Annotated in this window: 22 protein-coding genes; 10 read left to right on the forward strand and 12 right to left on the reverse strand. The window is 74.4% G+C overall.

What is annotated here, in order from left to right:
• Nucleotides 1-41 precede the first annotated feature (41 nt).
• Nucleotides 42-242, reverse strand: a complete 201-nt coding sequence (locus KBX06_RS06925) for a hypothetical protein (protein ID WP_210833389.1) — start codon at nucleotides 240-242, stop codon at nucleotides 42-44.
• Nucleotides 243-442: 200 nt separating this feature from the next.
• Between KBX06_RS06925 and KBX06_RS06930 the strand changes: the two genes are divergently transcribed.
• Both KBX06_RS06930 and KBX06_RS06935 read left to right on the forward strand, forming a co-directional pair.
• Entirely contained in the window at nucleotides 443-643 is a 201-nt protein-coding gene (locus tag KBX06_RS06930; protein WP_210833390.1) for a hypothetical protein, read from the forward strand.
• Nucleotides 643-1440, forward strand: a complete 798-nt coding sequence (locus tag KBX06_RS06935) for a site-2 protease family protein (protein ID WP_210833391.1) — start codon at nucleotides 643-645, stop codon at nucleotides 1438-1440. Before KBX06_RS06930 ends, KBX06_RS06935 begins: the two co-directional genes overlap by 1 nt.
• 145 nt (nucleotides 1441-1585) lie before the next feature.
• Here KBX06_RS06935 and KBX06_RS06940 read toward each other — a convergent pair whose 3' ends face one another.
• The gene (locus KBX06_RS06940) at nucleotides 1586-2584 is read right to left on the reverse strand and encodes an aldo/keto reductase family protein (protein ID WP_210833392.1); all 999 of its coding nucleotides are present in this window, start codon (nucleotides 2582-2584) and stop codon (nucleotides 1586-1588) included.
• A 58-nt stretch (nucleotides 2585-2642) separates the two neighbouring features.
• Nucleotides 2643-4856, reverse strand: a complete 2214-nt coding sequence (locus KBX06_RS28670; protein WP_210833393.1) for a WG repeat-containing protein — start codon at nucleotides 4854-4856, stop codon at nucleotides 2643-2645.
• Nucleotides 4857-8223: 3367 nt separating this feature from the next.
• Between KBX06_RS28670 and KBX06_RS06950 the strand changes: the two genes are divergently transcribed.
• Genes KBX06_RS06950 through KBX06_RS06960 form a run of 3 tightly spaced genes read left to right on the forward strand, consistent with a single transcriptional unit; the run spans nucleotide 8224 to nucleotide 10881 of the window.
• Entirely contained in the window at nucleotides 8224-9075 is an 852-nt protein-coding gene (locus tag KBX06_RS06950; RefSeq protein ID WP_210833394.1) for an ABC-2 family transporter protein, read from the forward strand.
• Entirely contained in the window at nucleotides 9068-9883 is an 816-nt protein-coding gene (locus KBX06_RS06955) for an ABC-2 family transporter protein (protein WP_307854478.1), read from the forward strand. Before KBX06_RS06950 ends, KBX06_RS06955 begins: the two co-directional genes overlap by 8 nt.
• Entirely contained in the window at nucleotides 9880-10881 is a 1002-nt protein-coding gene (locus KBX06_RS06960; RefSeq protein WP_210833395.1) for an ATP-binding cassette domain-containing protein, read from the forward strand. The genes KBX06_RS06955 and KBX06_RS06960 overlap by 4 nt, the downstream gene beginning before the upstream one ends.
• Before the next feature lie 58 nt (nucleotides 10882-10939).
• On the opposite strand, the gene KBX06_RS06965 is transcribed toward KBX06_RS06960, so the two are convergent.
• The 3 genes from KBX06_RS06965 to nadA form a co-directional block, all read right to left on the reverse strand.
• On the reverse strand, nucleotides 10940-11548 hold the full coding sequence (locus KBX06_RS06965) for a DUF3043 domain-containing protein (RefSeq protein WP_210833396.1): 609 nt from the start codon (nucleotides 11546-11548) through the stop codon (nucleotides 10940-10942).
• A gap of 73 nt (nucleotides 11549-11621) precedes the next feature.
• Entirely contained in the window at nucleotides 11622-12977 is a 1356-nt protein-coding gene (gene murA, locus KBX06_RS06970) for a UDP-N-acetylglucosamine 1-carboxyvinyltransferase (RefSeq protein ID WP_210833397.1), read from the reverse strand.
• Between the two features lie 212 nt (nucleotides 12978-13189).
• Nucleotides 13190-14389 carry a quinolinate synthase NadA gene (gene nadA / locus KBX06_RS06975; protein ID WP_210833398.1) on the reverse strand — a complete coding sequence of 400 codons (1200 nt, stop codon included), beginning with the start codon at nucleotides 14387-14389 and terminating at the stop codon, nucleotides 13190-13192.
• Between the two features lie 68 nt (nucleotides 14390-14457).
• Here nadA and KBX06_RS06980 point away from each other — a divergent pair, with 68 nt between their 5' ends.
• The 3 genes from KBX06_RS06980 to KBX06_RS06990 all read left to right on the forward strand — a co-directional run bounded on the left by KBX06_RS06980 (nucleotide 14458) and on the right by KBX06_RS06990 (nucleotide 17271).
• The gene (locus KBX06_RS06980; protein WP_210833571.1) at nucleotides 14458-15597 is read left to right on the forward strand and encodes a glycerate kinase; all 1140 of its coding nucleotides are present in this window, start codon (nucleotides 14458-14460) and stop codon (nucleotides 15595-15597) included.
• 159 nt (nucleotides 15598-15756) lie between these two features.
• Nucleotides 15757-16125, forward strand: coding sequence for an iron-sulfur cluster insertion protein ErpA (gene erpA / locus KBX06_RS06985; protein WP_088999157.1), 369 nt, complete (start codon nucleotides 15757-15759; stop codon nucleotides 16123-16125).
• Nucleotides 16126-16293: 168 nt separating this feature from the next.
• Nucleotides 16294-17271 (forward strand): carbohydrate kinase family protein, encoded by a 978-nt coding sequence (locus KBX06_RS06990; protein WP_210833399.1) that lies wholly within the window; start codon nucleotides 16294-16296, stop codon nucleotides 17269-17271.
• A 52-nt stretch (nucleotides 17272-17323) separates the two neighbouring features.
• Here KBX06_RS06990 and KBX06_RS06995 read toward each other — a convergent pair whose 3' ends face one another.
• On the reverse strand, nucleotides 17324-17557 hold the full coding sequence (locus KBX06_RS06995) for a sulfurtransferase TusA family protein (RefSeq protein WP_210833400.1): 234 nt from the start codon (nucleotides 17555-17557) through the stop codon (nucleotides 17324-17326).
• On the reverse strand, nucleotides 17554-18705 hold the full coding sequence (locus tag KBX06_RS07000; protein WP_210833401.1) for an aminotransferase class V-fold PLP-dependent enzyme: 1152 nt from the start codon (nucleotides 18703-18705) through the stop codon (nucleotides 17554-17556). The genes KBX06_RS06995 and KBX06_RS07000 overlap by 4 nt, the downstream gene beginning before the upstream one ends.
• A 190-nt stretch (nucleotides 18706-18895) precedes the next feature.
• On the opposite strand from KBX06_RS07000, the gene coxB reads away from it, so the two are divergent.
• Complete coding sequence (gene coxB, locus KBX06_RS07005; protein ID WP_210833402.1) at nucleotides 18896-19867, forward strand: cytochrome c oxidase subunit II; 972 nt, start codon at nucleotides 18896-18898, stop codon at nucleotides 19865-19867.
• Between the two features lie 10 nt (nucleotides 19868-19877).
• Entirely contained in the window at nucleotides 19878-20306 is a 429-nt protein-coding gene (locus KBX06_RS07010; protein ID WP_210833403.1) for a cytochrome c oxidase subunit 4, read from the forward strand.
• Between the two features lie 157 nt (nucleotides 20307-20463).
• Here the strand turns inward: KBX06_RS07010 and KBX06_RS07015 are convergent, their stop codons facing one another.
• The 4 genes from KBX06_RS07015 to KBX06_RS07030 all read right to left on the reverse strand — a co-directional run bounded on the left by KBX06_RS07015 (nucleotide 20464) and on the right by KBX06_RS07030 (nucleotide 23477).
• Complete coding sequence (locus tag KBX06_RS07015; RefSeq protein ID WP_210833404.1) at nucleotides 20464-20667, reverse strand: hypothetical protein; 204 nt, start codon at nucleotides 20665-20667, stop codon at nucleotides 20464-20466.
• A gap of 152 nt (nucleotides 20668-20819) precedes the next feature.
• Nucleotides 20820-21866: an anthranilate phosphoribosyltransferase gene (trpD, locus tag KBX06_RS07020; RefSeq protein WP_210833405.1), complete on the reverse strand. Its 1047-nt coding sequence runs from the start codon at nucleotides 21864-21866 to the stop codon at nucleotides 20820-20822.
• Between the two features lie 85 nt (nucleotides 21867-21951).
• Entirely contained in the window at nucleotides 21952-22347 is a 396-nt protein-coding gene (locus KBX06_RS07025) for a hypothetical protein (RefSeq protein ID WP_210833406.1), read from the reverse strand.
• A gap of 185 nt (nucleotides 22348-22532) precedes the next feature.
• Nucleotides 22533-23477 carry a cytochrome c oxidase assembly protein gene (locus tag KBX06_RS07030; protein WP_210833407.1) on the reverse strand — a complete coding sequence of 315 codons (945 nt, stop codon included), beginning with the start codon at nucleotides 23475-23477 and terminating at the stop codon, nucleotides 22533-22535.
• Nucleotides 23478-23521 lie beyond the last annotated feature (44 nt).

The following is a 23521-nucleotide window of genomic DNA, read 5'->3' on the forward strand; positions in this document are numbered from 1 at the left end:
TGCCGCGACGCCGTACCGGCCGGGTGGGACGGCGTGGGCCCCTACCGGGGTGGCTGATAGCGGAAGTCGTTGGGGTTGACCGCCGCGGGCTTCGGATCCTCCTGCCAGGCGCCCTCGCCGGGCCGGGCGACGAGCGCGTCCAACAGGTCCTCCCGATCCATGTGCGCCGCCCCCACGATGCCGCCGCGTACCGCCATGGTCCGCAGCGCCTCGGTGTCCTTGTCGTGCAGCGGTTCGTCCATCGTCGCCTCCTCCGGGCCGCCGGCGGTCCACGACCGCCCGTCGCGGGTCAGGTGGCCCATACCCGGACAGAAGCCGGAAAACCCTGCGCCACCGGGGCGGCTGCCCGCCCGCCGGACGGATGTCGGGCCGCCCCGTGCACGGCCGACTACGCTGGCGGGGGTTCGTCCCACGGGACATCAGCGGCGAGGGGAGACGCGGCATGGCGTGGAGCTGGCGGTACGAGGGCGCGAACGGCGACGCGGTCGAAGGGCCGGCGGAGTCGTTCAGCAGCCAGGCGGACGCCGAATCCTGGATCGGTCAGGCCTGGCGGGAACTCGCGGCGTCCGGCGTCACCTCGGTCGCGCTCGTCGAGGACGACCGGGTGGACTACCGCATGAGCCTGCTGCCACCGGCGCAGTGATGGCCGGCGACCGCCCGGGGGGCGAGCAGACGGTGCTCGGCGTCCCCCGGGCGGCGCTGCGGCCCAGCCCGGTCTTCCTCGCCCTGGTCGCGCTCTTCGTGGCCAGCGGGGTGCTCACCTGGAACGGGTTCGGCAACGTCCGGCTCGACGTGTTCCTCTTCGTCGTGTCCGGCTGGCTGGTCTCGCTCTGCCTGCACGAGTACGCCCACGCCGTCGTCGCGTTCCGGGCCGGCGACCGCAGCGTCGCCCACCGCGGCTACCTGACGCTCAACCCACTGAAGTACAGCCACCCGCTGCTGTCGATCGCGCTGCCGGTGGTGGTCGTGCTGCTCGGCGGCATCGGCCTGCCCGGCGGGGCGGTCTGGGTCGACCGGCACGCCATTCCGGGGCGGCTGCGGCACACCCTGGTCAGCCTCGCCGGCCCGGCCACCAACGTGCTGTTCACGCTGGTCCTGGTGCTCGTCGTACGCCTCGGGGCGCCCGGCGGCGGGCCGGTCGAGTTCTGGGCGGCCGTGGCGCTGCTGGCGTTCCTCCAGCTCACCGCGAGCGTGCTCAACCTGCTCCCGGTGCCCGGCCTCGACGGCGGCAACATGCTCCAGCCGTGGCTGAACCCGCAGTGGCGCAGGATGTACGACCTGTTCGCCCCGTTCGGCTTCATCCTGCTGTTCGCGCTGCTGTGGAACCCGCGGCTCAGCCGCTGGTTCTTCGACGGGGTCTTCGCCGTCGGCGACCTCCTCGGCCTGCCCCCGTGGCTCTACGCCCTCGGACTGGACCTGATCCGCTTCTGGCAGGGCTGACCGGCGCGCTCCGGACGCGCGCAGGGCTGACCGGCGCGCTCCGGACGCGCGGCGGGCCGGTCCTGCCCGCGCGGCGGCGGCTCGTGGCGACGCTGTCCGGCCCGGCCGGCCACCCAGCGGGGGCGGCCGGGCCGGGCGGGACACGTCACGGACGTTCGGCGGGAGACTCCGTACGGGCCGGGTCGCGCTCCACGATCGGGTCGACGATCTCGTCGATGGCCTTGAGCAGCTCGGCGTCGAGCTTGACGCCGGCCGCCTTGGCGTTGTCGTGCACCTGCTCCGGGCGGGAGGCGCCGACGATCGCCGAGGAGACGTTCGGGTTCTGCAGCACCCAGGCGACGGCGAGCTGCGCCATGCTCAGCCCCGCCTGCTCGGCCAGGGGCTTGAGCCGCTGCACCCGGGTCAGGACGTCGTCGGTCATGAACCGGGAGATGAAGCCCGCGCCCGACTTCTCGTCGGTGGCCCGGGAACCGGCCGGCGGCGGCTGACCCGGCAGGTACTTGCCCGAGAGCACACCCTGCGCGATCGGCGACCAGACGATCTGCCCGACGCCCAGCTCCTCGCTGGTGGGGACGACCTCGGACTCGATGACCCGCCACAGCATCGAGTACTGCGGCTGGTTGGAGACCAGCGGGATGCGCAGCTCCCGGGCGAGCTGGTGGGCCGCGCGGATCTCCGACGCCTTCCACTCCGAGACGCCGATGTAGAGCGCCTTGCCGGAGTGCACGACGTCGGCGAACGCCTCCATCGTCTCCTCCAGCGGCGTGCTGTGGTCGTACCGGTGGGCCTGGTAGAGGTCCACGTAGTCGGTGCGCAGCCGCCGCAGCGAGCCGTTGACCGACTCCATGATGTGCTTGCGGGACAGGCCCCGGTCGTTGCGGCCCGGCCCCGTGGGCCAGTACACCTTCGTGAAGATCTCCAGCCCCTCGCGCCGCTCGCCCTCCAGCGCGCGGCCCAGCACGTCCTCGGCGCGGGTGCCCGCGTACACGTCGGCCGTGTCGAAGGTGGTGATGCCGACGTCCAGGGCGGCCCGGACGCAGGCGAACGCCGCGTCCTGGTCGACCTGCGAGCCGTGGGTGATCCAGTTGCCGTACGAGATCTCGCTGACCATCAGGCCGGAACGGCCCAGGTGACGGAATTCCATCAGCCGACCCTAACCCGTCCGGATCATGTCCACCCCCCGTGGCGGGGCTCCGGGTCGCTCAGAGCACGGGGCTGGCGTCCACCAGCAGGCGTTCGATCTCGGCGACGACCTCGTCGCGGTCGCGGTGCACGGGCTCGATCAGCGGCTCACCCCGGCGGTCGAGCGCGCCCCAGCGGCCCGTGCCGTCGCCGACCAGGAACGCGACCGGGTGGATGACCAGCGCCGGATGGGTGGGCGGAACCAGCATCTTCCCGGCCCGGTTCACCACGCCGCGCCGGCCGGCCACGTCCACCACGGCCAGCCCCTCCTCGGTGAAGCCCTCGACGTAGCGGCCGTCGGCCAGGACGGTGGAGAACCCGTGGTGCCGGGTCGGCACCACGATCCGGCCGTTGCGGTCGACCGCCCCCCAACCGTCCCGACGGACCACGGCCACGCCGCGGCTGAACGGGCGTACGTCCGCGAAGCCGTGCGGGACGACCACCTCGCCGGTGGCGTCGATCGCCACCCAGCCGGCGTCACCGTCGTCGCAGACCCAGGCCAGCCCGTCGGAGAACGGACGCACCACCGGGTACGACGGTTCGAGCACGGTGGCACCGGTGCGGTCGATCAGCGACCACCGCCCGGTCTCGGGGCGCCGCACCCAGGCCAGCCCGTCGCGGAACGGCTGCGCCTCCGCGTACTCGGCCGCGATGACCATGTCGCCGTCCGGGTCGGAGAAACCCCACAGGTCGCCGTCGCGGGCCGGTGCCGGGGGCCGGTCACGCTCCAGCACCTCCTCGCGGCTGCGGGGGTACGGCCCGAAGCCCGTCTCCGCGACCCGCTCCGCCACCGCGTCCAGGCTCAACCGGATCCGGGCCTGCAACTCGGGGTCCTCGGTGCCGCGCAGGTCCAGGGCCCGCTCGAAGTGGTGACAGGCCTCCATCAGCCGGCCCTGGTCGTAGCAGGAGCGCCCGGCGTGCTCGTGCAGCACCGCGCGCAGCCGCTCGGGCAACTCCGTGGAGTTGGCCTCGGCGAAGAGCCGGTCGGCCTCGACGAACTCGCCCCGCCAGCGCAACACGTGCGCCAGCCGGGCCTGCGCCACCGCCGTACGCCGCAGCTCCCCCGTGGCCTCCGCGTACGTCAGCGCGAGCCGACCGTCCGCGAGGGCGTCGTCCAACTCGCCGAGGATCCGGGACACCACCGCCCGCAGGCTCAGCAGCCGGGCGCGCGACTTGTTGTCCACGGCCGCGCCCAGCTTCTCGGTCAGCCGTCGCCGGATCAGGCGGAACTCGTCCGGCTCCGCCACGATCTCCCGCAGGGCCGCCGGATCGAGCTGCCAGCGGTAGCTCGCCAGCACCTGCTCCGGATCACCATGCGCCGCACTCAGGCGCCCGGCGTCCCGCTCCCCGACGTCGTTCGTCCCGGTATCCCGTGCTCCGGTGTCCTGTGCCCCAGTGTCCTGTGCCCCAGTGTCCTGTGCCCCAGTGTCCTGTGCCCCGGTGGCGACCGGCGCGTCGGCAGGTGGTGCGGACACCGGCTGCGGTGACGGTTCGGCGGTGGGCGGCACGGACACCGGCTGCGTCGACAGCTCTGCGGTGGGCGGTACCGGCGAGGTGTCGCCAGCCGGTGTCGAGGCTGCCGGCGGCGCGGAGACGGGCCGGGCCGGGACGGAATCCGGGTCGGGTGCGGGGACAGGCTGCGGTGCCCGTGGCACCCCGACCGGGGCGGTGGGCGGGGTCGTCGCGGTGACCGGGGTGGAGATCGGCTCGCGCGGTTCGGCCGGGACCGGCTCGGCGACGGAACTGGTCCGGACCACGTCCGCCGGTTCCCCCGAAGGGGCTGCGGCGGGGGAGACCAGTGCCAGCGGCGCCGGTGCCCCGGCGCTGACCGGTGGTCCGGCCACCGGAGGCGGATCGGCCGCGACGGGTGGCACATCAGGGGTGGCGGAGCTGTTCGGTGACAACCACGGTGTTTCACCGGCGGGCTCAGCCGGGACGCTCCGCACCCGCTCGGCCGGCTCTGGCGCGGCAGTGGTGGCGGGCCCGTCCGGGCGCCTGGCCGGGACGCCCGCGTCGGCCACGAGCGGGGCGGAGGTCTCCCTCCGGGCCGCGTCGGCGCCGGAGGCCACCGTGTCGACGCCAGGCGGGGTGGGAGCGCCCGCCGCCGGATCCGGAGCGGTGCCGTTCGTCGCAACGAGACCGGGTACGGCCGGCTGCGCGGGAACCGCTTCCGCCGATGACCCCGCCACCGGGCGTACGACCGGGGCCGGGGGGACGGACGGTGGTGCCGACACGGGGCGGGCAGGTGGTGCGGAAACGGGGCGCGGTGCGGGCGACGTGGAGTTCATCTGCGCGGGAGGTGCGGAGACGGGCGTCGCGAGCGTTGCGGCGACCGGTTGCTCCCGCGGTGCGCTGGCCGACTGCGGAGCTGCCGGGGGTGGCTCCTGGCCGGTCGGTGGACCCGCGACGGAAGGCACCGCAGCGGTCGGAGTGGGCGTAGCGGCGGGGGTCGCGGGCGGACCGGACACCGGCGGACCGGACACCGGCGGGACGGCCGGCGTGACCGTGGCAGGTTCCTCCACGACGGCCTGGTTCGGCGGTTCGCGGCGGTCGTGAGCGGGCTCGGTCGACGGGGCACCGTCGTCGGCAGGATTCCGGACCGACGCGTCGAGGCCCAGGGCCGGCACGGCGTCCACGCCCAACGTGCCCGCCGCCGCGGTGCCGCTCACAGCCGCCGTACCGTCCGGAGCCGCCGGGGCGGTCTGGACAGCGTCAGCCTGTTCTGTGGGCCGCGCCTCGTCCGGCGCGGACGGAGGCGTCGCCGGCCGGGACGGCCGGAACCAGGCGTCCGGCCCGCTCGTCGCGGGTGACTTGGGACGCGGCGGGGCGACGGGGGCGGGCGGGTCGCTCGGCGGTGGCGGGACGTACCGCCGGGGCCTGTCGGGGGCGATGGGTGGCTGCGGGGCCGAGCGGTCCTGGCCGGGCGTGCCGGCGGCTCCCGGGGTTCCGGGCGAGCGGTGCGGTACGGCCGGCTCGGCGGTCGACGGCGACCCGGACGCGGTGGAGGGCGAGGGCTGTGCGGACGGGGCGCCGTCGTGCCCGACGGCCGGGCGCGACGACGATGTGTCCGGCCGGACCGGTGCCGGACCGGAAGCCCTGTCGGGCGCGGCCTGCGGTGCCGGACCGGAAGCCCTGCCGGCCGCCTGTCGGGCCGGGCCGTCGGTCGCTTCCGGTGCCGGGCCGGACACCCTGCTGGCAGTCGCTTCCGGTGCCGGTAGGAACTCCAGGCGCAGCCGGCCGGCGGGAGGCGCCGAGACCGGTGCGGCGTCCTTCTCCGCGACCGGGTGGGGTGCCGGACCGGTCGGCGGGAGCGGTTCCCCGGGGGCGGGCCGGCTGCCGGCTGCTGTCCCCTGCGCCGGCGCCGGCGGAGAAGCGGGCGCACCGGAGGCGGGCGCACCGGAGGCGGGCGTACCGGAGACGGGCCCATCGGAGGCGGGTGCGCCGGAGACAGGTGCCGGCAGGGCCGGGCTCGGCGCGGCGGGGCGACCCGCGACAGGGACGAAAGAGCCAGGCCGGTCGGTGCCGGCTGCCGATGTCCCCGGTCGTCCCGCGACCGGGCCGGCGGGGGACACCGGGCGGTCGACGGCCGGGGCGGCGGGGGACACCGGGGCGGGACCTGCCGGCGACGTCAGGCCGGAGAGTGGGGCGGCGGGTGACACCGGACCGGTGACCGGACCCGCAGGCGAGACGGGCGGGAGGGGCGAAACGGGCGGGACGGCAGGCGACACCGGCCGGCCGGTGACCGACGAGGCCGGGCCGGGCCGGTCGGCCCGAGGCAGATCGCGCGACGGCGCGGGGGAGACGGGGCGGCCCGGGACGGGCACCTCTCCAGCCGGCGCCCGCATACCCGTCGGTCCGGAGGCCGTCGGCCCGGTCGGGGCGCCGGAGGCCGGGGCACCGTAGGTCGGGACGCCGGACTTCGGGGCGCCGTAGGTCGGGGATGGCCGCCGTTGGTCGTACCCGGGCGGAGGCGGCGGGGCCGTGGCGTCTTCGGGGCGGGGACGGTCGACCGGCCGCCGATGCCCGGTGCGGGGCTCGGCATGCCGCGAGGCGTCCCGGTCGGGGCCGGGCCGCAGGGGGCCGGGCGGTGGCCAGGGCAGGCCGCCGTCCGGCTGCGGGCGCGCCCGGGACTCCCGGTGCGCCTCGGCCTCCCGATGGGCGTCCGGCCGGGCGGTCCACTGCGCACCCCGTTGGGGGTACGTCTCGGCTCGGGCCGCCTCGTGCGCCGGCCGGCGCACGTCCGGCTCCTGCGGCGGCTGCTGCCCGGCTGGGCGGGGCTGCTGGCCGGCGGGAGCCCGGTCGGGGCGCGGCCACCCGTCGGCGGGTACGCCGGGCCCGTGCTCCCGCCCGCCCGGCCCACCCTCCCGGCGCGGGTCGGACGAACGCTCCCACTGCGGTTCGGCGGGCCCTTCCTGGCGAGGGGCGGGCGAGGCCTCCCACTGCGGTTCGGCGGGCGCTTCCCGGCGAGGGGCGGGCGAGGCGTCCCACTGCGGTTCGGCGGGGCGTTCCCGGCGGGGGTCCGACGAACGGTCCCACTGCGGGGCGGCCGTGCGGTCCCAATGCGTGCCGGGCGGGTGATCCCGCTGAGCTTCGGAGGGGCGGGGCTCCGGAGCGGCTGTTCCCCACTGGTAGCGGGGCCGACGCCCGTCCCCGCCGGCCGGGCGGTCGTCGGCGCTGTCCGGTCGACGGTCGGGTCCGGGTCCCGCCGGGCGATCGTGTCCACGCCCGGCCAGGCGGTCGTGGCCCGGATCCGGCCGGTGGTCGTGGCCGGCGTCGGGGCGTCCGTACGTCGGGGAGCGGCGCGGCGGCGCGTCCTCGCCGGGCTCCGGGAGCCAGCCGGGTTCGGACCTGCCGGCGGGGGATACGGGCCGGTCCCGCCCGGCTGGCTCGTACTGCGGCGTGGGGGTGTCGTAGCGGTCGGGGCCGGCGTGGTCGCGCTGTCGGGGAGAGTCGGCGGGGCGGCCGGGGACGTCGAATCCGCCCCGGTCGTTGCGGTGCGGTTGCTCCTGTCGGGGCGGCCACTGCCGGTCGTCCGGCCGGCGCGGGTCGGCGTACGGACGGTGGTACGGCTCGTCGCCGTGCCGTCGCGCGTCGAGGCCGTGCCGCGCGTCCTGCCGGCCGTGCCGGCCCTCGGGCAGGTCGTCCCACGACCGGCCGACGTAGGTGCCGTCCGGCCGGGTCGGCGCGAGCGGGGGCACCTCGGCCCGGCCCACGGCCGACCGGCCCCGGGGCGCCGGCGGCGCGTGCTCGACGCCGATGTCGCCCGCGTAGCGCTGGCCCGGGAACTGCGGGTGCCACTCGCTGGTCGGCTCGAACATCCACGCCGGTTCGGCGGCGTCGTGCCAGTGGTCGGCGTAGCGGCTCATCCGGTCGGCCCGTCGCCACGGAGGGTAGGCGGAACGCCCGCGGCGTGCCGTCGGCGAGCGGGCGCCCCCGGGTGCCCGGCCGCCGTCCGTGCGCAAACGGCGGCGCCCCGGTGGCCGGCTCGCGTCCGCTCGCTCACGGCGATGTCACCTCGTTGGAAATTGTCGCGCTGGGCGCTCCACGTGCCGGTAGAGTCGCCCCTCCGGTACGGCTTGGCTGCGGAAGGAGGGTAGCGGCGTGGGCTCGGTCACCGCCACTGTGGCACCGCCCACCGTCCCAAACGTTATCCTATGGTTCCGGACATTTAAGGCTATAACCGGATCAGGCTTCCGACGTTACGCCACGTACCGGCAGGCGTCGGTGGCGGGCGTCGTGACCAACGCGGTCTTCGGCTTCCTGCGGTGCTACGTCCTGCTCGCGACGGTCGGCGCGGCCGGCTCGGTGGCCGGGTACGACCGCGGGCAGCTCGCCACCTTCGTCTGGGTGGGTCAGGGTCTGTTGTCGGTCGTCCTGCTCTGGGGAGGGACCGAGCTGGCCGACCGGATCCGTACCGGCGACGTCGCCAGCGACCTGCTCCGGCCCGTGCACCCCGTGACCAGCCACCTCGCCGCCGACCTGGGCCGTGCCGGGCACGCCGCGCTGATCCGCTTCCTCCCGCCGGTGCTGGTCGGGCCGCTCTTCTTCGAGGTCTACGTGCCCCGCCGCTGGTCCACCCTGCCGATCTTCGTGCTCTCCGCCGTCGTCGCCGTGGTCCTCTGCTTCGGCTGCCGGTTCCTGGTCAACGCGACCGCGTACTGGTTGCAGGACGTGCGGGGCCCGATGGTCCTCTGGACCCTCGCCTCGGGCGTGCTCGCCGGGCTCTACTTCCCGCTGCGCTTCCTGCCGGAGTGGCTCCAACTCGTCCTGTGGTGCGGCACGCCCTTCCCGAGCCTGCTCCAGACCCCGCTCGACGTGCTGGTCGAGCGCGACCCGACCGACGTCCAGGTCGGGCTGGTCGGCCTCCAGCTCGCCTGGGCGGCGCTGATCCTGGCCGCCTGCCGGCTGGTGCAGCGCCGGGCCGAACGCCGCCTGGTGATCCAGGGTGGCTGACGCGTCGGGCGGGGTGCTGGCCGCGTACCGGGCGCTGCTCGGCGCGCAGGCACGCGCGCAGACGGCGTACCGGACCTCGTTCGTGATCGACGTGCTCGGCAACGTCGGGTCCACCGTCTTCGACGTGCTCACCGTGCTGGTGATCTTCGGGGTCACGCGGGAGCTGGGCGGCTTCACGCTGCGCGAGACGATGGTGGTCGTCGGCCTCTCGACGTGCGCGTTCGCCGTCGCCGACCTGCTGGTGGGCAACATCGAGCGGCTGCCCCGGTACGTGCGCACCGGGCTCTTCGACGCCGTGCTGGTGCGCCCGCTCGGCGCCCTGCCCCAGCTGCTGCTGATGGACCTGCCGCTGCGCAAGGTGTCCCGGGCGGTCTTCGGGCTCGCCGTGCTGGTGGTCGCCGTCGGCGCCGCCGGCGTCGAGTGGACCCCGGCGCGGGCGGTGCTGGTGGTGCTCGCCCCGCTGGCCGGCGTGGTCTTCTTCGGGTCGGTCTTCGTGGCCACCGCCACCGTCTCGTTCTGGTGGGTCGACTCGGGGGAGCTGGCCAACTCGGTGACCTACGGCGGACGGGACTTCACCTCGTACCCGATCACCGTCTTCGAGGGCTGGTTCCGCGCGGTGTTCGCGTACGGCCTGGGCTTCGCCTTCGTCAGCTACCACCCGGCGCTGGCGCTGCTCGGCCGCGCCGACCCGCTCGGCCTGCCGGCGTGGGTCGGCTGGACCGCGCCGGGCGTCGCGCTGGTCGCGGCCGTCGGCGCGGCGGCGGCCTGGCGCACCGGGGTCCGCCACTACCGGAGTACGGGGTCATGAGCGACGACGTGATCGTGGCCGACGGGCTGCGCAAGGAGTTCACCGTCCGGGTGCGGACCGGCCGGCTGCGGCGGGAGAAGCGGCGGGTCACCGCCGTCGACGGGGTCGACCTGCGGGTGGCCCGGGGCGAGATGCTCGGCTACATCGGGCCCAACGGCGCCGGCAAGTCGACGACGCTCAAGATGTTCACCGGTGTGCTGACGCCCTCCGCGGGCGAGGTACGCGTCTGCGGCCTGCGCCCGGTGGCCCAGCGCACGCGGCTCGCGCTGCGCGTCGGCGTGGTGTTCGGTCAGCGCTCGCAACTCTGGTGGGACCTGCCGCTGGGCGACTCGTTCGCGCTGCTGCGGCACGTCTACCGGGTGCCGGCCGCCGCGCACGCCGCCCGGCTGCGCCGCTGCCGCGGCCTGCTCGACCTGGACGCCTTCCTGGGCACCCCGGTCCGGCAGCTCTCCCTCGGGCAACGGATGCGCGGCGAGCTGACCGCCGCCCTGCTGCACGGCCCGGAGGTGCTCTTCCTCGACGAGCCCACCATCGGCCTCGACGTGGTCAGCAAGCAGGCGGTCCGGGGCTTCCTCGGCGAGCTGGGGCGGGCCGGGGACACGACGCTGGTGCTCACCACGCACGACCTGGCCGACATCGAGCGGCTCTGCGGGCGCCTGGTGGTGGTCGACCACGGGCGGGTGGTGCACGACGGGTCGATCGCCGCGCTGCACGAGCGGTACGGCTCGCGAAGGCTGCTCGTCGCCGACCTGGACGCCCCGCTGCCCGAGCCGCCGGTGCTGCCGGGCGCGCCGCTGCACCGGCAGGAGGCCGACGGGCACCGGCTGGTCTTCGCGCTGGAGTCGGCGGGGGTGGCCGAGGTGGTGGCGGCCCTGGCCGGGCTGGGCGCGTTGCGGGACGTCTCGATCGTCGAGCCGGACGTCGAGGACGTGGTGGCCCGGCTCTACCGCAGCGGCTCGGGCCGGGACGGCGACAGCCGCCGGGACCACGGCGACTGAGGTCCGGACGACGCAGGCCCCTCGCCACGGTGCGGGGAAGGCCCTCCGGGCGGCAGGGTCAGACCGGGTCGCCGATGTTCACCCGGGGCGCCGGGGCGCGCATCCGGCGGAACGTGATCGACCGCATGACGGCGTAGAGGTAGAGCGAGCCCATCCGCTGACCGGTGTTCGGGAAACGCTCCCGGACCAGCTTGCGGATCTTGCGCGAGATCAGGACCGAGTCGACCACCACGCCCAGGGCGAGCGCGCCCCAGAGGATGTTGGAGACCAGGCGGACGATCGGCGGCATCGCGGCGTTCGAGCCGATCAGCACGATCAGCGCCCCACCGAAGAACCAGGTGCCGACCGTACGCCGGGAGTCGACCACGTTGCGGGCCAGCAGCCGCTCCGGGCCGCGGTCGCGGGGGCCGCCCTCGAGGCGGAACTCCGCCGCGGCCTCGGCGCGCAGCCGGCGCTTGCGCTCCCGCTGCTCCTCCTTGGTCAACGGCTTGGTGGCCGCGGTCGGCCGGCGGCCGGCGGTCGGCCGCTTCGGGGTGACCCTGCCCAGCTCCTTCTTGCTCGGGGTGTGGCCCCGGGGCTGGGCGGGCGTGGACTCCTCGTCGGGGGTCACCGGGGTGACGGCCTCGTCGACGAGGTCGGAGGACTTGCGGCGAAACAGCGACGGCACGCGGAAAGGGTAGCCAAACGACGGCGCCCGGTGCACATCGCGGTGCACCGGGCGCGGACGGAAGTGGTCGACGTTACGGACGCTCGACGTGCGCGCCCAGGTCGGCGAGCTTCGCCTCGAAGTCCTCGTAGCCCCGGTTGATCAGGTCGACGCCGTAGACCCGGGAGGTGCCCTCCGCCGCCAGCGCGGCGATCAGGTGGCTGAAACCGGCCCGCAGGTCGGGAATGACCAGGTCGGCGGCGTGCAGCTTGCTCGGCCCCGCGATCACCGCGGAGTGCTTGAAGTTGCGCCGGCCGAAGCGGCACGGGGTGCCGCCGAGACAGTCCCGGTAGACCTGGATGTTGGCGCCCATCGAGTTGAGCGCCTCGGTGTAGCCCAGCCGCTGCTCGTAGACCGTCTCGTGGACGATGGACAGGCCCCGGGCCTGGGTGAGCGCCACCACCAGCGGCTGCTGCCAGTCGGTCATGAAGCCGGGGTGCACGTCGGTCTCCAGGGCCACCGCGTTCAGCTCGCCACCCGGGTGCCAGAACCGGATGCCGCCCTCCTGGCCCGGGTCGCCCAGCTTCGGCGGCCGGGCGTCGGTGACCTCGTACTCGCCGCCGACGGAGCGGAAGATGTTCAGGAAGGTCATCATGTCGGCCTGCTGCGCGCCGAGCACCTCGACGTGCCCGCGGGTGGCCAGCGCCGCCGCCGCCCAGCTCGCCGCCTCGATCCGGTCCGGGATCGGCCGGTGCGTGTAGCCGTGCAGCCGCGGCACACCCTGGATCTCGATGACCCGGTCGGTGTGCACCTTGATGATCGCGCCCATCTTCTGCAGGATGCAGATCAGGTCGATGATCTCCGGCTCCACCGCCGCGTTGCGCAGCTCGGTGACGCCCTCGGCCATCACGGCCGTCAGCAGCACCTGCTCGGTCGCGCCCACGCTCGGGTACGGCAGCGAGAACTTGGTGCCGTGCAGCCCGTTCGGCGCCGAGAGGTGCAGCCCCTCCGGGGTCTTCTCGACCGTCGCGCCGAACTCCCGCAGCGCCTGGAGGTGGAAGTCGATCGGGCGCGGCCCGATGTGGCAGCCGCCCAGGTCGGGGATGAACGCGTGGCCGAGGCGGTGCAGCAGCGGCCCGCAGAAGAGGATCGGGATCCGGCTGGAGCCCGCGTGCACGTTGATCTGGTCCGTGCTGGCGCTCTCCACGTTCGCCGGGTCGAAGACGAGCTCGCCGTCCTCCACACCGTCGGTGACCTTGACCCCGTGCAGGCCGAGCAGGCCCCGGACCACCTCGACGTCGCGGATCTTCGGCACGTCGAACAGTCGGCTCGGGCTGTCACCCAGCAGCGCGGCGACCATCGCCTTCGAGACCAGGTTCTTCGCGCCGCGCACGCGGATCCGCCCTTCGAGCGGAGTCCCTCCGTGTACGACCAGGACGTCGTCGGTCAATGCAACCTCCAGCGCGTCGGTGCTGCCGTGTTGATGGTGGGGCCCGCGATTGTCGTCGCTACCCGGAACGCGGCCATGTCGAAACGGCCCGCGTGAATCGTCGCACCGGCAGCATAGCCCTCGGTGACGAACCTGGACCCGGTCACTTCGCCCCTGGGGGCATTTATCGGTGATCGGACCCTTTTCCGTGCCAGTCTCGCTACCGAAAGTGATCAGCCTGCTGTCGGCGGCGGGGTGTCGGCCCCGGGCAGGGCCAGCATCTGATCCAGCGCCACCCGGGCGTGGTGCGCGGTGTCCGGGTCGACGGTGATCTGGTTGACCACCCGACCGGCCGCCAACTCCTCCAACGCCCAGACCAGGTGGGGCAGGTCGATGCGGTTCATGGTCGAGCAGTAGCAGACCGCCTTGTCCAGGAACATGATCTGCTTGTCGGGGTGGGCCAGGGCGAGCCGGCGGACCAGGTTCAGCTCGGTGCCGACCGCCCACGCCGAGCCGGCCGGGGCCGCCTCGATGGCCTTGATGATGTATTCCGTCGAACCGACGAAGTCGGCGGCGGTGACCACCTCGTGCCGGCACTCCGGGTGGACCAGCACGTTCACCCCCGGCACCCGCTCCCGCACGTCGTTGACGCTGTCCAGCGTGAAGCGCCCGTGCACCGAGCAGTGCCCGCGCCAGAGGATCATCCGCGCGTCGCGCAACTGCTGCGGGGTGAGCCCGCCGCCCGGCTTGTGCGGGTCGTAGAGGACGCAGTCGTCCAGCGCGAAGCCCATCTCCAGCACCGCCGTGTTGCGGCCCAGGTGCTGGTCGGGGAAGAAGAAGACCTTCGAGCCCTGCTGGTACGCCCACTCCAGCGCCCGCTTCGCGTTCGACGAGGTGCAGACCACGCCGCCGTTGCGGCCGACGAAGCCCTTGATGTCCGCCGAGGAGTTCATGTACGTAACCGGGACGGTCTGCGCCGCGATGCCCAGCTCGGTGAGCACGTCCCAGGCGGTCTCGACCTGCGACAGCACCGCCATGTCCGCCATCGAGCAGCCGGCGGCCAGGTCGGGCAGGACGACCTTCTGCGCGTCCGACGTGAGGATGTCGGCGCTCTCGGCCATGAAGTGCACGCCGCAGAAGACGATGTACTCCGCGTCGGGCCGGGCCGCCGCCTCGCGGGCCAGCTTGAACGAGTCGCCGGTGACGTCGGCGAACTGGATCACCTCGTCGCGCTGGTAGTGGTGCCCCAGCACGAAGACCCTGCTGCCCAGCGCCGCCTTCGCCGCCGTCGCCCGGGCCACCAGGTCCGGGTCGCTGGGCGCCGGCAGGTCACCCGGACACTCGACGCCGCGCTCCGTGGCGGGGTCGCTGCCCCGGCCGAGCAGCAGCAGTGCCGTCGCGGTGTTGGAGGGTTCCACCCAGGTCGAAGTCACGTGCCCCATGGTCCCACAGTGCGGCCTCGGCGCAGCCTCCACCGGTGTGTGCTGCCACACTGCTCGGCATGCGCGTGCTGCTCTGCCCGGACAAGTTCGCCGGTACGCTGCCGGCCCCACAGGTCGCCGATGCCGTGGCCGCCGGTTGGCGGGAGGTCGCGCCCGGCGACGACCTGCTCGTCCGGCCCCTGTCGGACGGCGGGCCAGGCTTCCTCGACGTGCTCGCCGACGCCCTCGGCGGGCGCCGGATCCCGGTGCCGACCGTCGATCCGCTGGGCCGCCCGGCGGCCGGTGAGATCCTGCTCACCGACGGCGGCGCGACCGCCTGGCTGGAGAGCGCCCAGGCGTGCGGGCTGCACCTGCTCGACGCGGGCGAGCGCGACCCGAAGACCACCTCCTCGTACGGGCTGGGGGTGCTCGTGTCCGCCGCCGTGGAGGCCGGCGCCCGCACGGTCGTGATCGGGCTGGGCGGCTCCGGCACCAACGACGGCGGCGCGGGCATGCTCACCGCGCTCGGCGTGACCCCGCTGGACGAGGGCGGCCTGGCACTGCCGTACGGCGGGGCCGCGCTCGGCGCGGTGCACACCCTCGACGGCGTGCCCCGGCTGCGCGACGCCCGCCTGGTCGCCGCCACCGACGTGGACAACCCGCTGCTCGGGCTGCACGGGGCGAGCAACGTGTTCGGCCCGCAGAAGGGCGCCGACCGGGCCGACGTGCTGCTGCTCGACGCCGCGCTGGAGCGCTTCGCCGCCGTCCTGGAGCGGGACCTGCCCGGCTGCCCCGAACGGCTGGGCGCGCTGCCCGGCGGCGGCGCGGCCGGCGGGCTGGGCGCGGCCGTGCTGGCGCTGGGCGGGCACTGCGAGTCGGGCATCGGCCTGGTCACCCGGGCGATCGGGCTGGACGTCACGCTCGACGCGGTCGACCTGGTGATCACGGGGGAGGGCTCGTTCGACCACCAGTCGCTGCGCGGCAAGGTGGTGGCCGGGGTGGCCGGCGCCGCCCGGGACCGGGGCGTGCCCTGCGTGGTGGTCGCCGGTCGGGTGAGCACCGGCCGGCGGGAGGCGGGGGCGGCCGGGGTCACCGACGCGTACAGCCTGGTGGAGCACTTCGGGGGCGAGGAGCGGGGCGGGCTGGCCGCCGCGATGCAGCGCCCGGCCGAGGGGTTGCGGGCGCTCGGCACCCGGCTGGCCCGGCAGTGGAGCCGCTGACCACCCCGTACGCCCGCGCCGGGCGACGGCCCAGGTCACGCCGAACGGGTGGGGCCGGCCGAGGCGGCGTACCATCGGATCTGGACCACACCGGGAATGGCTGGGCGACAGGAGATGTTGGCCAGTGCGTCCGGACCCAACCGCGCAGGGAGATTTCACGTGACCACGCCAGCGCAGACCGAGTCGACCGAGGCCAAGGCCCCCACGTCCGTCGTCCTCACCGACGTCGCGGCGCAGAAGGTCAAGGCCCTGATCGAGCAGGAGGGCCGCGACGACCTGCGGCTCCGGGTCGCCGTGCAGCCGGGTGGCTGCTCCGGCCTGCGGTACCAGCTCTTCTTCGACGAGCGGTCGCTCGACGGTGACGTCGTCACCGACTACGACGGTGTCGGGGTCGTCGTCGACCGGATGAGCGCCCCCTACCTGGCCGGCGCCACCATCGACTTCGCCGACCGGATCGACGCCCAGGGCTTCACCATCGACAACCCCAACGCGGGCAACTCCTGCGCCTGTGGCGACTCGTTCAGCTGAGCCGCACCTCCGCTGACCACGGCGGGGCCGCCCTGCGGGGCGGCCCCGCCGTCGTCTTCCGCGCGAGGATGCGCGCTCGGGGAGATGCCCGGGGCCGACCGACAGGTCATCCTGAGGGGGCCGGGCCGGTAGGCTGACCGGCGCCCTGCTCCCCACCCCGAGGTTGACATGAAGATTGCCGTGACCGGCTCGATCGCCACCGATCACCTGATGAGCTTCCCCGGTCGCTTCGCCGACCAGTTCCTGGCCGACCAGCTGCACAAGGTCTCGCTCTCCTTCCTGGTGGACGACCTGGTGCTGCGGCGCGGCGGGGTGGCGGCCAACATCGCCTTCGGCATGGGGCAGCTCGGCCTGCGCCCGGTCCTGGTCGGCGCGGTCGGCGCGGACTTCGCCGACTACCGCTCCTGGCTTGAGCGCCACGGCGTCGACTGCGACTCGGTGCACGTCAGCGAGGTGGCACACACCGCCCGGTTCGTCTGCACCACGGACACCGACATGTGCCAGATCGCCTCGTTCTACGCCGGGGCGATGAGCGAGGCCCGCAACATCGAGCTGGGGCCGGTGGCCCGCCGCCTCGACGGGCTGGACCTGGTCCTGGTGGGTGCGAACGACCCGGAGGCGATGCTGCGGCACTCCACCGAGTGCCGGGAGCGGGGCTACCCGTTCGCCGCCGACCCGTCCCAGCAGCTCGCGCGCATGGACGGCGAGGACGTCGTCGGGCTGATCGACGGCGCCGAGTACCTGATGACCAACGACTACGAGAAGTCGCTGCTGCAGAGCAAGGCCGGGCTGACCGACGCGCAGCTGCTCGACCGGGTCAAGGTCCGGGTCACGACGCTGGGCAAGCACGGGGTGGAGATCGTCGGGCGGGACTTCGAGCAGATCCACGTGCCCATCGCGCGGGAGACCCGGGCGGTCGACCCGACCGGCGTGGGCGACGGCTTCCGGGCGGGCTTCTTCACCGCCCTCTCCTGGGGCCTCGGGCTGGAGCGGGCCGCCCAGGTCGGCTCCCTGCTCGCCACGCTGGTGCTGGAGACCGTCGGCACCCAGGAGTACGAGGTCCGCCGCGACCTGTTCGTCAAGCGCCTGGCCGAGTCGTACGGCGACGTCGCCGCCGAGGAGGTCCGCCCGCATCTCCTGCCGTGATGCTGCTGTCCGGCAGCTACCGGTAGGCGGGTGGCCGGCAGTCGATCACGGGTCAGTGGCGGCGGCGGACGTCGAAGGCGGGGCCGTCGGGGCCCGTGATCGTGCCGAGGAACTCCTGGCCGCGCATCCGGCACCAGGCCGGGAGGTCCACCGCCGCGGCCGGGTCGTCGGCGAGCACCCGCACCACCGTGCCGACGGGCATCTCGGGCAGCCGCCTGGCCACCGCGATCACCGGCAGGGGGCAGCGCTGGCCGCGGCAGTCGAGGATCTCCGCCGGCGCCGTCACAGTCCCACCACCCCGGCCTCGGCGCGCAGCTCGGCCACGATGCCGGGCAGTTCGGTGAGGAATCTCTCGACGTCGGCCGCCGTCGTCTCCCGGTGCAGCGAGACCCGGACGTTGCCGTGCGAGAGCACCCCCATCGCCTCCAGCACGTGCGACGGCCGCAGCGTCGACGACGTGCACGAGGAGCCCGAGGAGACGGCGAACCCACGCCGGTCGAGCGCGTGCAGCAGGGCCTCGCCGTCGACGTAGAGACAGGAGAAGGTCACCAGGTGCGGGAGGCGGTGGTCGGGATCACCCACCACCTCCACGTCGGGCACCTCCGCCGCGACCCGCGCCCGGATCCGGGCCACCAGCGGCTCCAGCCGGGCCGTCTCGGCCGCGGCGTCGGCCGCCGCCGCGCGCAGGCTCGCCGCCGCCGCCACCACCGCCGGCAGGTTGAGCGTTCCGGGCGTACGCCCCGCCTCCCGGTCGTCGGCCGGCCAGGGCGACTCCCAGCGCGTGCCCTTGCGCACGACCAGCAGCCCCACCCCGGGCGGCCCGCCCCACTTGCGCGCGCTGGCGGTGAGCACCGACCAGCCGGCCGGGACCGGGGCCCGGCCCACCAGCTGGGCGGCGTCCACGTACAGCGGCACCCCCGCCTCGGCGCACTCCTGCGCGGCAGCCGCCACCGGTTGGAGCGTGCCGACCTCGTGGCTGGCGGCGATCAGCGCGGCCAGCGCCACCCCCGGCGCCCGGACCGCCGCCGCCCAGCGGCCTAGGTCGAGCCGGCCCAGCCGGTCCACCGGCACGGAGGTGGCCGCGCCGCCCGCCGCGACGTGCTTCTCGGCGGCGTGCAGCACGGCCGAGTGCTCGATCGCGGAGTGCACCAGGACGGGACCGACCCGCCGCCGCCCGGCCAGGCCCCCGAGGACGGCGGCGTGCGCCGCCGTCGTACCGCTGGAGGTGAAGGAGAGCTCGTCGGCGCGCACGCCGAGCGTCTGCGCGCACGCCTCGCGGGCGGCGTCGAGGAGTTGACGGGCCCGGCGTGCCTGCGTGTAGAGCCGGCCGGGGTCGGCCCAGCCGTCGTCGAGGGCCGCCAGCAGCGCCTGCCGGGCGACCGGGTGCAGCGGCGCGGCGGTGGCCGCGTCCAGGTAGACCGGGGATGCGCTCACGGGAGCCAACGTATCGCGCCGGTATGCCCAAGATCCCCCCGATGGGGGCCGACAGCGACCCCAACAGGGTCCAGCCCGCCATGGTCGAGTAATCTGCGACCGTCGGTGACGCCTTTGCCGCTGGTGCTGTCGCTCCGCAGGCGGAGGGCAGGGACGAAGACACCGCGGCGCGCTAGGGAGGCAGGACCAGGTGGTCGCAAGGAGTTCGGAGGTACGGCCGTCGGCCGTACGGCACAGTGCTTCCCCAGGAGCCGGTGGGCGCCGGGGACGTGGTGCCGGTCGGATCGCCGGGCTCGGTCTCGGCGGAGCGGCGCTGCTGGTCCTGCTCACGGGCTGCGACGTCGGCGCGGCGTTCGGCGGCTTCGGCTGGCCGCAGGGCGGCATCACGCCCGAGTCACAGCGGATGTACGACCTGTGGATCGCCTCGTGCATCGCGGCGCTCGCGGTGGGCGTCTTCGTGTGGGGCCTGATCTTCTGGTGCGTCGTGCGCTACCGCAAGCGGGGCAACGAACTGCCGGTGCAGACCCGTTACAACATGCCGATGGAGTTCCTCTACACCATCGCGCCGATCCTGATCGTCTCCGTGCTCTTCTACTACACGGCGGTCGTGCAGACCGACGTGGTGCGGACGACCAGGAACCCCGACGTCACGGTCGAGGTGGTCGCGTTCAAGTGGAACTGGCAGTTCAACTACCGCGACGGCCAGGGTCAGGACGCCAACACCGTCGCCTCCGTGCTCGGCACCAGCGAGGTCATCCCGATCCTGGTGCTGCCGACCGACCGGTCCATCCGGTTCGAGGAGACCAGCCGCGACGTCATCCACTCCTTCTGGGTGCCGGAGCTGCTGTTCAAGCGCGATGTCATGCCGGGCAACATCCGCAACGTGTTCGAGGTCTCGAAGCTGGAGGCCGAGGGCGCCTACGTCGGGCGCTGCGCCGAGCTCTGCGGCAGCTACCACGCCTTCATGAACTTCGAGCTGCGGGTCGTCTCCCCGGAGGAGTACGAGCAGTTCCTGGCGGCCAAGCGGGACGGCAGGTCCACGCAGGAGGCGCTGACGGCCATCGGCGAGGAGCCCTATGCGGTGACCACGAGGCCGTTCGACACCCGCCGCTCCGAGGCCAACTTCAACCCGGACGACGCGCCGGCCGGCGCGGGAAGCTGAGGGATCGGGCATGAAGACCGAGTGGCGCATCTTCCTGGTCATCGCCGGGTTCCTGTTCTTCGCCACCTTCCTCTACGGCGGGTGGACCGCCGCCGACTCCGGCGGTCGGGTCGAGTGGGTGGGCACGATCGCCCTGCTGCTGAGCTTCCTGCTCTGCTCGATGTGCGGCGGCTTCTTCTGGTTCGTCTCCCGCCGTATCGACCTTCGGCCGGAGGACCGGCCGGACGGTGAGATCGCCGACGGCGCCGGCGAGATCGGCTTCTTCAGCCCGGGCAGCTACTGGCCGCTCGGCCTGGCGACGGCCGTCGTGCTCGCCGGCTTCGGCCTCGCGTTCTGGCAGTTCTGGCTGCTCGGTCTCGGCATGGTGGCGGTCACGTTCGCCGTCTGCGGCCTGCTGTTCGAGTACTACAGCGGCACCCGGCGCACCGCGGAGCACTGATCCGTCGGCAACCCCGACCCGCGAACGCCCCGAAGGCCCGCCTCCCCCGGGAGAGGCGGGCCTTCGGCGTGGGCTGGGCCGGCGTGGGCCGGGCCGGGTCCGCAGACGCGCTGCTGGGGGTCGCCGTGCCCGACGCCCCCGGCGGCGGGAGGTGGTCTCAGGCGGCGCGGCGGCGGGCCGCCTGACGGCGTTGGTCGGTCGGGCGCGTCAGGTGGGGCACGACGGCGGCGATGAGCACCGCCGCGCCGCAACCCGTGCAGACCAGTTCGGGGCAGTCGGCGCCGTGTCCGTCGGCGCACGGCGGCGCCTCGAACGGCTCGACGCCCTCACAGGCGTCGCAGTAGAGCTCGCGCTCCGACACGGGCGTCTCCTCTCGCTCCGGTCCCGCGGGGTGTCGCACACGCCCGACGGGGACTGCCGCACTCGACGGCGAAGGACGGATGTGGGAATTACTCGGCTGTAGTTTCCCACGGGAGTCCGACAACCTGCGGCGCCGTCCGGCGAGGCCCGGGCTCAGAGGGAGCGCGCGACCTCGATCCAACGGTCGAGGACGCGCGCGGCGGCCCCGGAGTCGACGGACTCGGCGGCCCGGTCCATCCCGGCCCGCAGCGCCGCGGTGAGGTCGCCGTCGAGCGGGCCCTGCGTGGCCAGCGCCGCCGCCGCGTTGACCAGGACGGCGTCGCGGACCGGCCCGGTCTCGCCGGCCAGCAGCCGACGGACCACGTCGGCGTTGAAGGCGGCGTCACCGCCCCGCAGGTCTGCCAGGGTGGCCCGGGGTACCCCGAGGTCGACCGCGTCCAGCAGCGACTCCCTGACGACGCCGCCCTGTGCCGCCCAGACGCGGGTCGGCGCGGCGGTGGTGAACTCGTCGAGCCCGTCCTCACCCCGCATGACCAGCACCGAGTCGCCGCGGGCGGCGAAGACACCGGCCATGACCGGAGCCATCCGGGCGTCGAAGCAGCCGACCGCTCCGGCGCGGGGCCGGGCCGGGTTGGTCAGCGGGCCGAGGAAGTTGAACACGGTGGGCACGCCCAGCTCCCGGCGTACCGGGCCGGTGTGCCGCATCCCCGGGTGGAACCGGGCCGCGAAGCAGAAGCCCATGCCGGTCTCGGCGACGCACCGGGCCACCCCCTCCGGGCCCAGGTCGAGTGGCACGCCGAGGAACTCCAGCACGTCGGCGGTGCCGCACGAGGAGGAGGCCGCCCGGTTGCCGTGCTTGACCACGCGGACGCCGGCGCCGGCCACCACCAGCGAGGCCATGGTCGAGATGTTGACGGTGTGCGCGAGGTCACCGCCGGTGCCGACCACGTCGAGGGCGGTGGCGCGCAGCTCGTCGGGCAGTTCGACCGCGACCGCCCGGCCGAGCATCGCCTCCACCAGGCCGGCCAGCTCGGCCGAGGTCTCGCCCTTGGCCCGCAGCGCGACGACGAAGCCCGCCATCTGCGCCGGGGCGGCCGAACCGGCCATGATCTCGCCCATCGCCCAGGCGGTGTCGGCGGTGGCGAGTTCCTCACCCCGCAGCAGCGCGTTGAGCAGGTGCGGCCAGGTCCGATCGCCCATGGCGGGCCTCCCGAGCGTGCGAGATGCGGGTGGGATGGAACCGGCGCCGGTCGGCCCGGCGCCGCGGCGGCCGGAGCGGGGGACGTCAGGCGGGTGCGTGCGCCCGCAGCAGTTCGGCCACGGTCGTGCCGGTCGTCACCGGGTCGAGCGGGTGCACCAGGGTGGCGTCGACCTCGGCGTAGGCCGCGAGCCACCGGTCGGCGGCGCGGGCGATCACCACGCAGGTCGGGGGAGCGTCCTCCCGGTCGTCCTTGATCTGCCGGGCGATGCCGATGCCGCCGCCCGGGCTCGCCTCGCCGTCGAGCACCAGCAGGTCGATCTCGTAGTCGTCGACGATCCGGACGCACTCGGCGTAGGTGGACGCGTCGACGAACTCGATCCGCAGGCCGGGCGCGGGACGCGGGCCGACGGCGAGCCGCATCCGGTCGCGGACCTGCGGGTCGTCGCTGTAGAGCAGGACGGTGCAAAGACGATCGCTCATGCCGGCACTCCGCTTCGCTCCGTGCCGTCGTCAGGCACCATCAGACTGAGCTCGATGACTGGTTCGTTGCGCGCACTCATGGGCTGGACTGGCTCCCAACTCGTAGCTGCCCGCTGATCGTACCGGTCGGTGTGAGGTGGGCGACGTCCGGCCGGTGGCGGCGTCGGGCGTACGGCCGGACCGGCTCAGGCGGCGGACTCCGCAGCGCGCTGACGGGCCTCCTGGCGGTCCAGGTCGCGGTCGACGCGGCGTGCCTCCCGTTCGGCGTGGCGCATCCACTGCACGACCAGTACGGCGAGCATGGTCACGCTGACGAACTCGCCGCCGGCCCACAGGATGCCGCCGGCGACCACCTGGTCCTGCCACGGGTCCGACCAGGTCAGCCCGAGCGAGGGGTACCAGTCGCCGCCGAACAGCGTGCTGCTCTGCATGATGGTGAGCCCGAGCACGGTGTGGAACGGCACGGAGAGCAGCATCAGCAGCGCCCGCCCCGGGTACGGCCAGCGGCCCGGCAGCGGGTCGAGGCCGAGCAGCGGCCAGAAGAACACGCAGCCCGTCATGATGAAGTGCGCGTGCACCACCTCGTGCGCCCACACGTGCTCCAGCGTGTAGCGGTACAGGTCGGTGAAGTAGAGCGCGAACGGGTTCACCACGAAGATGGCGAACGCCACCAGCGGGAAGCTGTAGACGCGCGCGATCCGGCTGTGCACGACCGCCAGCAGTCGCTTGCGGGGTCGCGGCGGCAGCGTGCGCAGGGCCAGTGTCACCGGCGCGCCCAGCGCGAGGAAGATCGGCGCGATCATGGAGAGCACCATGTGCTGGACCATGTGCACCGACAGCAGCGCCGTGTCGTACGCGTGCAGGCCGCTGACGGTGACCGCCGCGATGCCGCCCAGGCCGGGGCCGAGGAAGAAGACCGTGCGGGCGACCGGCCACCGGTCGCCCCGCAGCCGCAGCCGGTGCACCCCGTAGAGGTAGACGCCGGCGGCCAGCACCAGGCCGACGGCGAGCCAGCTGTCCAGCTTCGTCTCGGTGAACACCGAGGTCACGGTGAACGGCGGCGGGACGGCCGCGGTCGCCGCCGGCGCGGCGACGGCGGCTGCGGCGGGGATCGGATCGGCGTGCAGCACGCTTTTCAGCCTAGGTCAGGCGAACCGGACTGCCCCGATCGGGC

The sequence above is a fragment of the Micromonospora sp. C31 genome, from assembly GCF_018070575.1.
Classification (GTDB): Bacteria; Actinomycetota; Actinomycetes; order Mycobacteriales; family Micromonosporaceae; genus Micromonospora.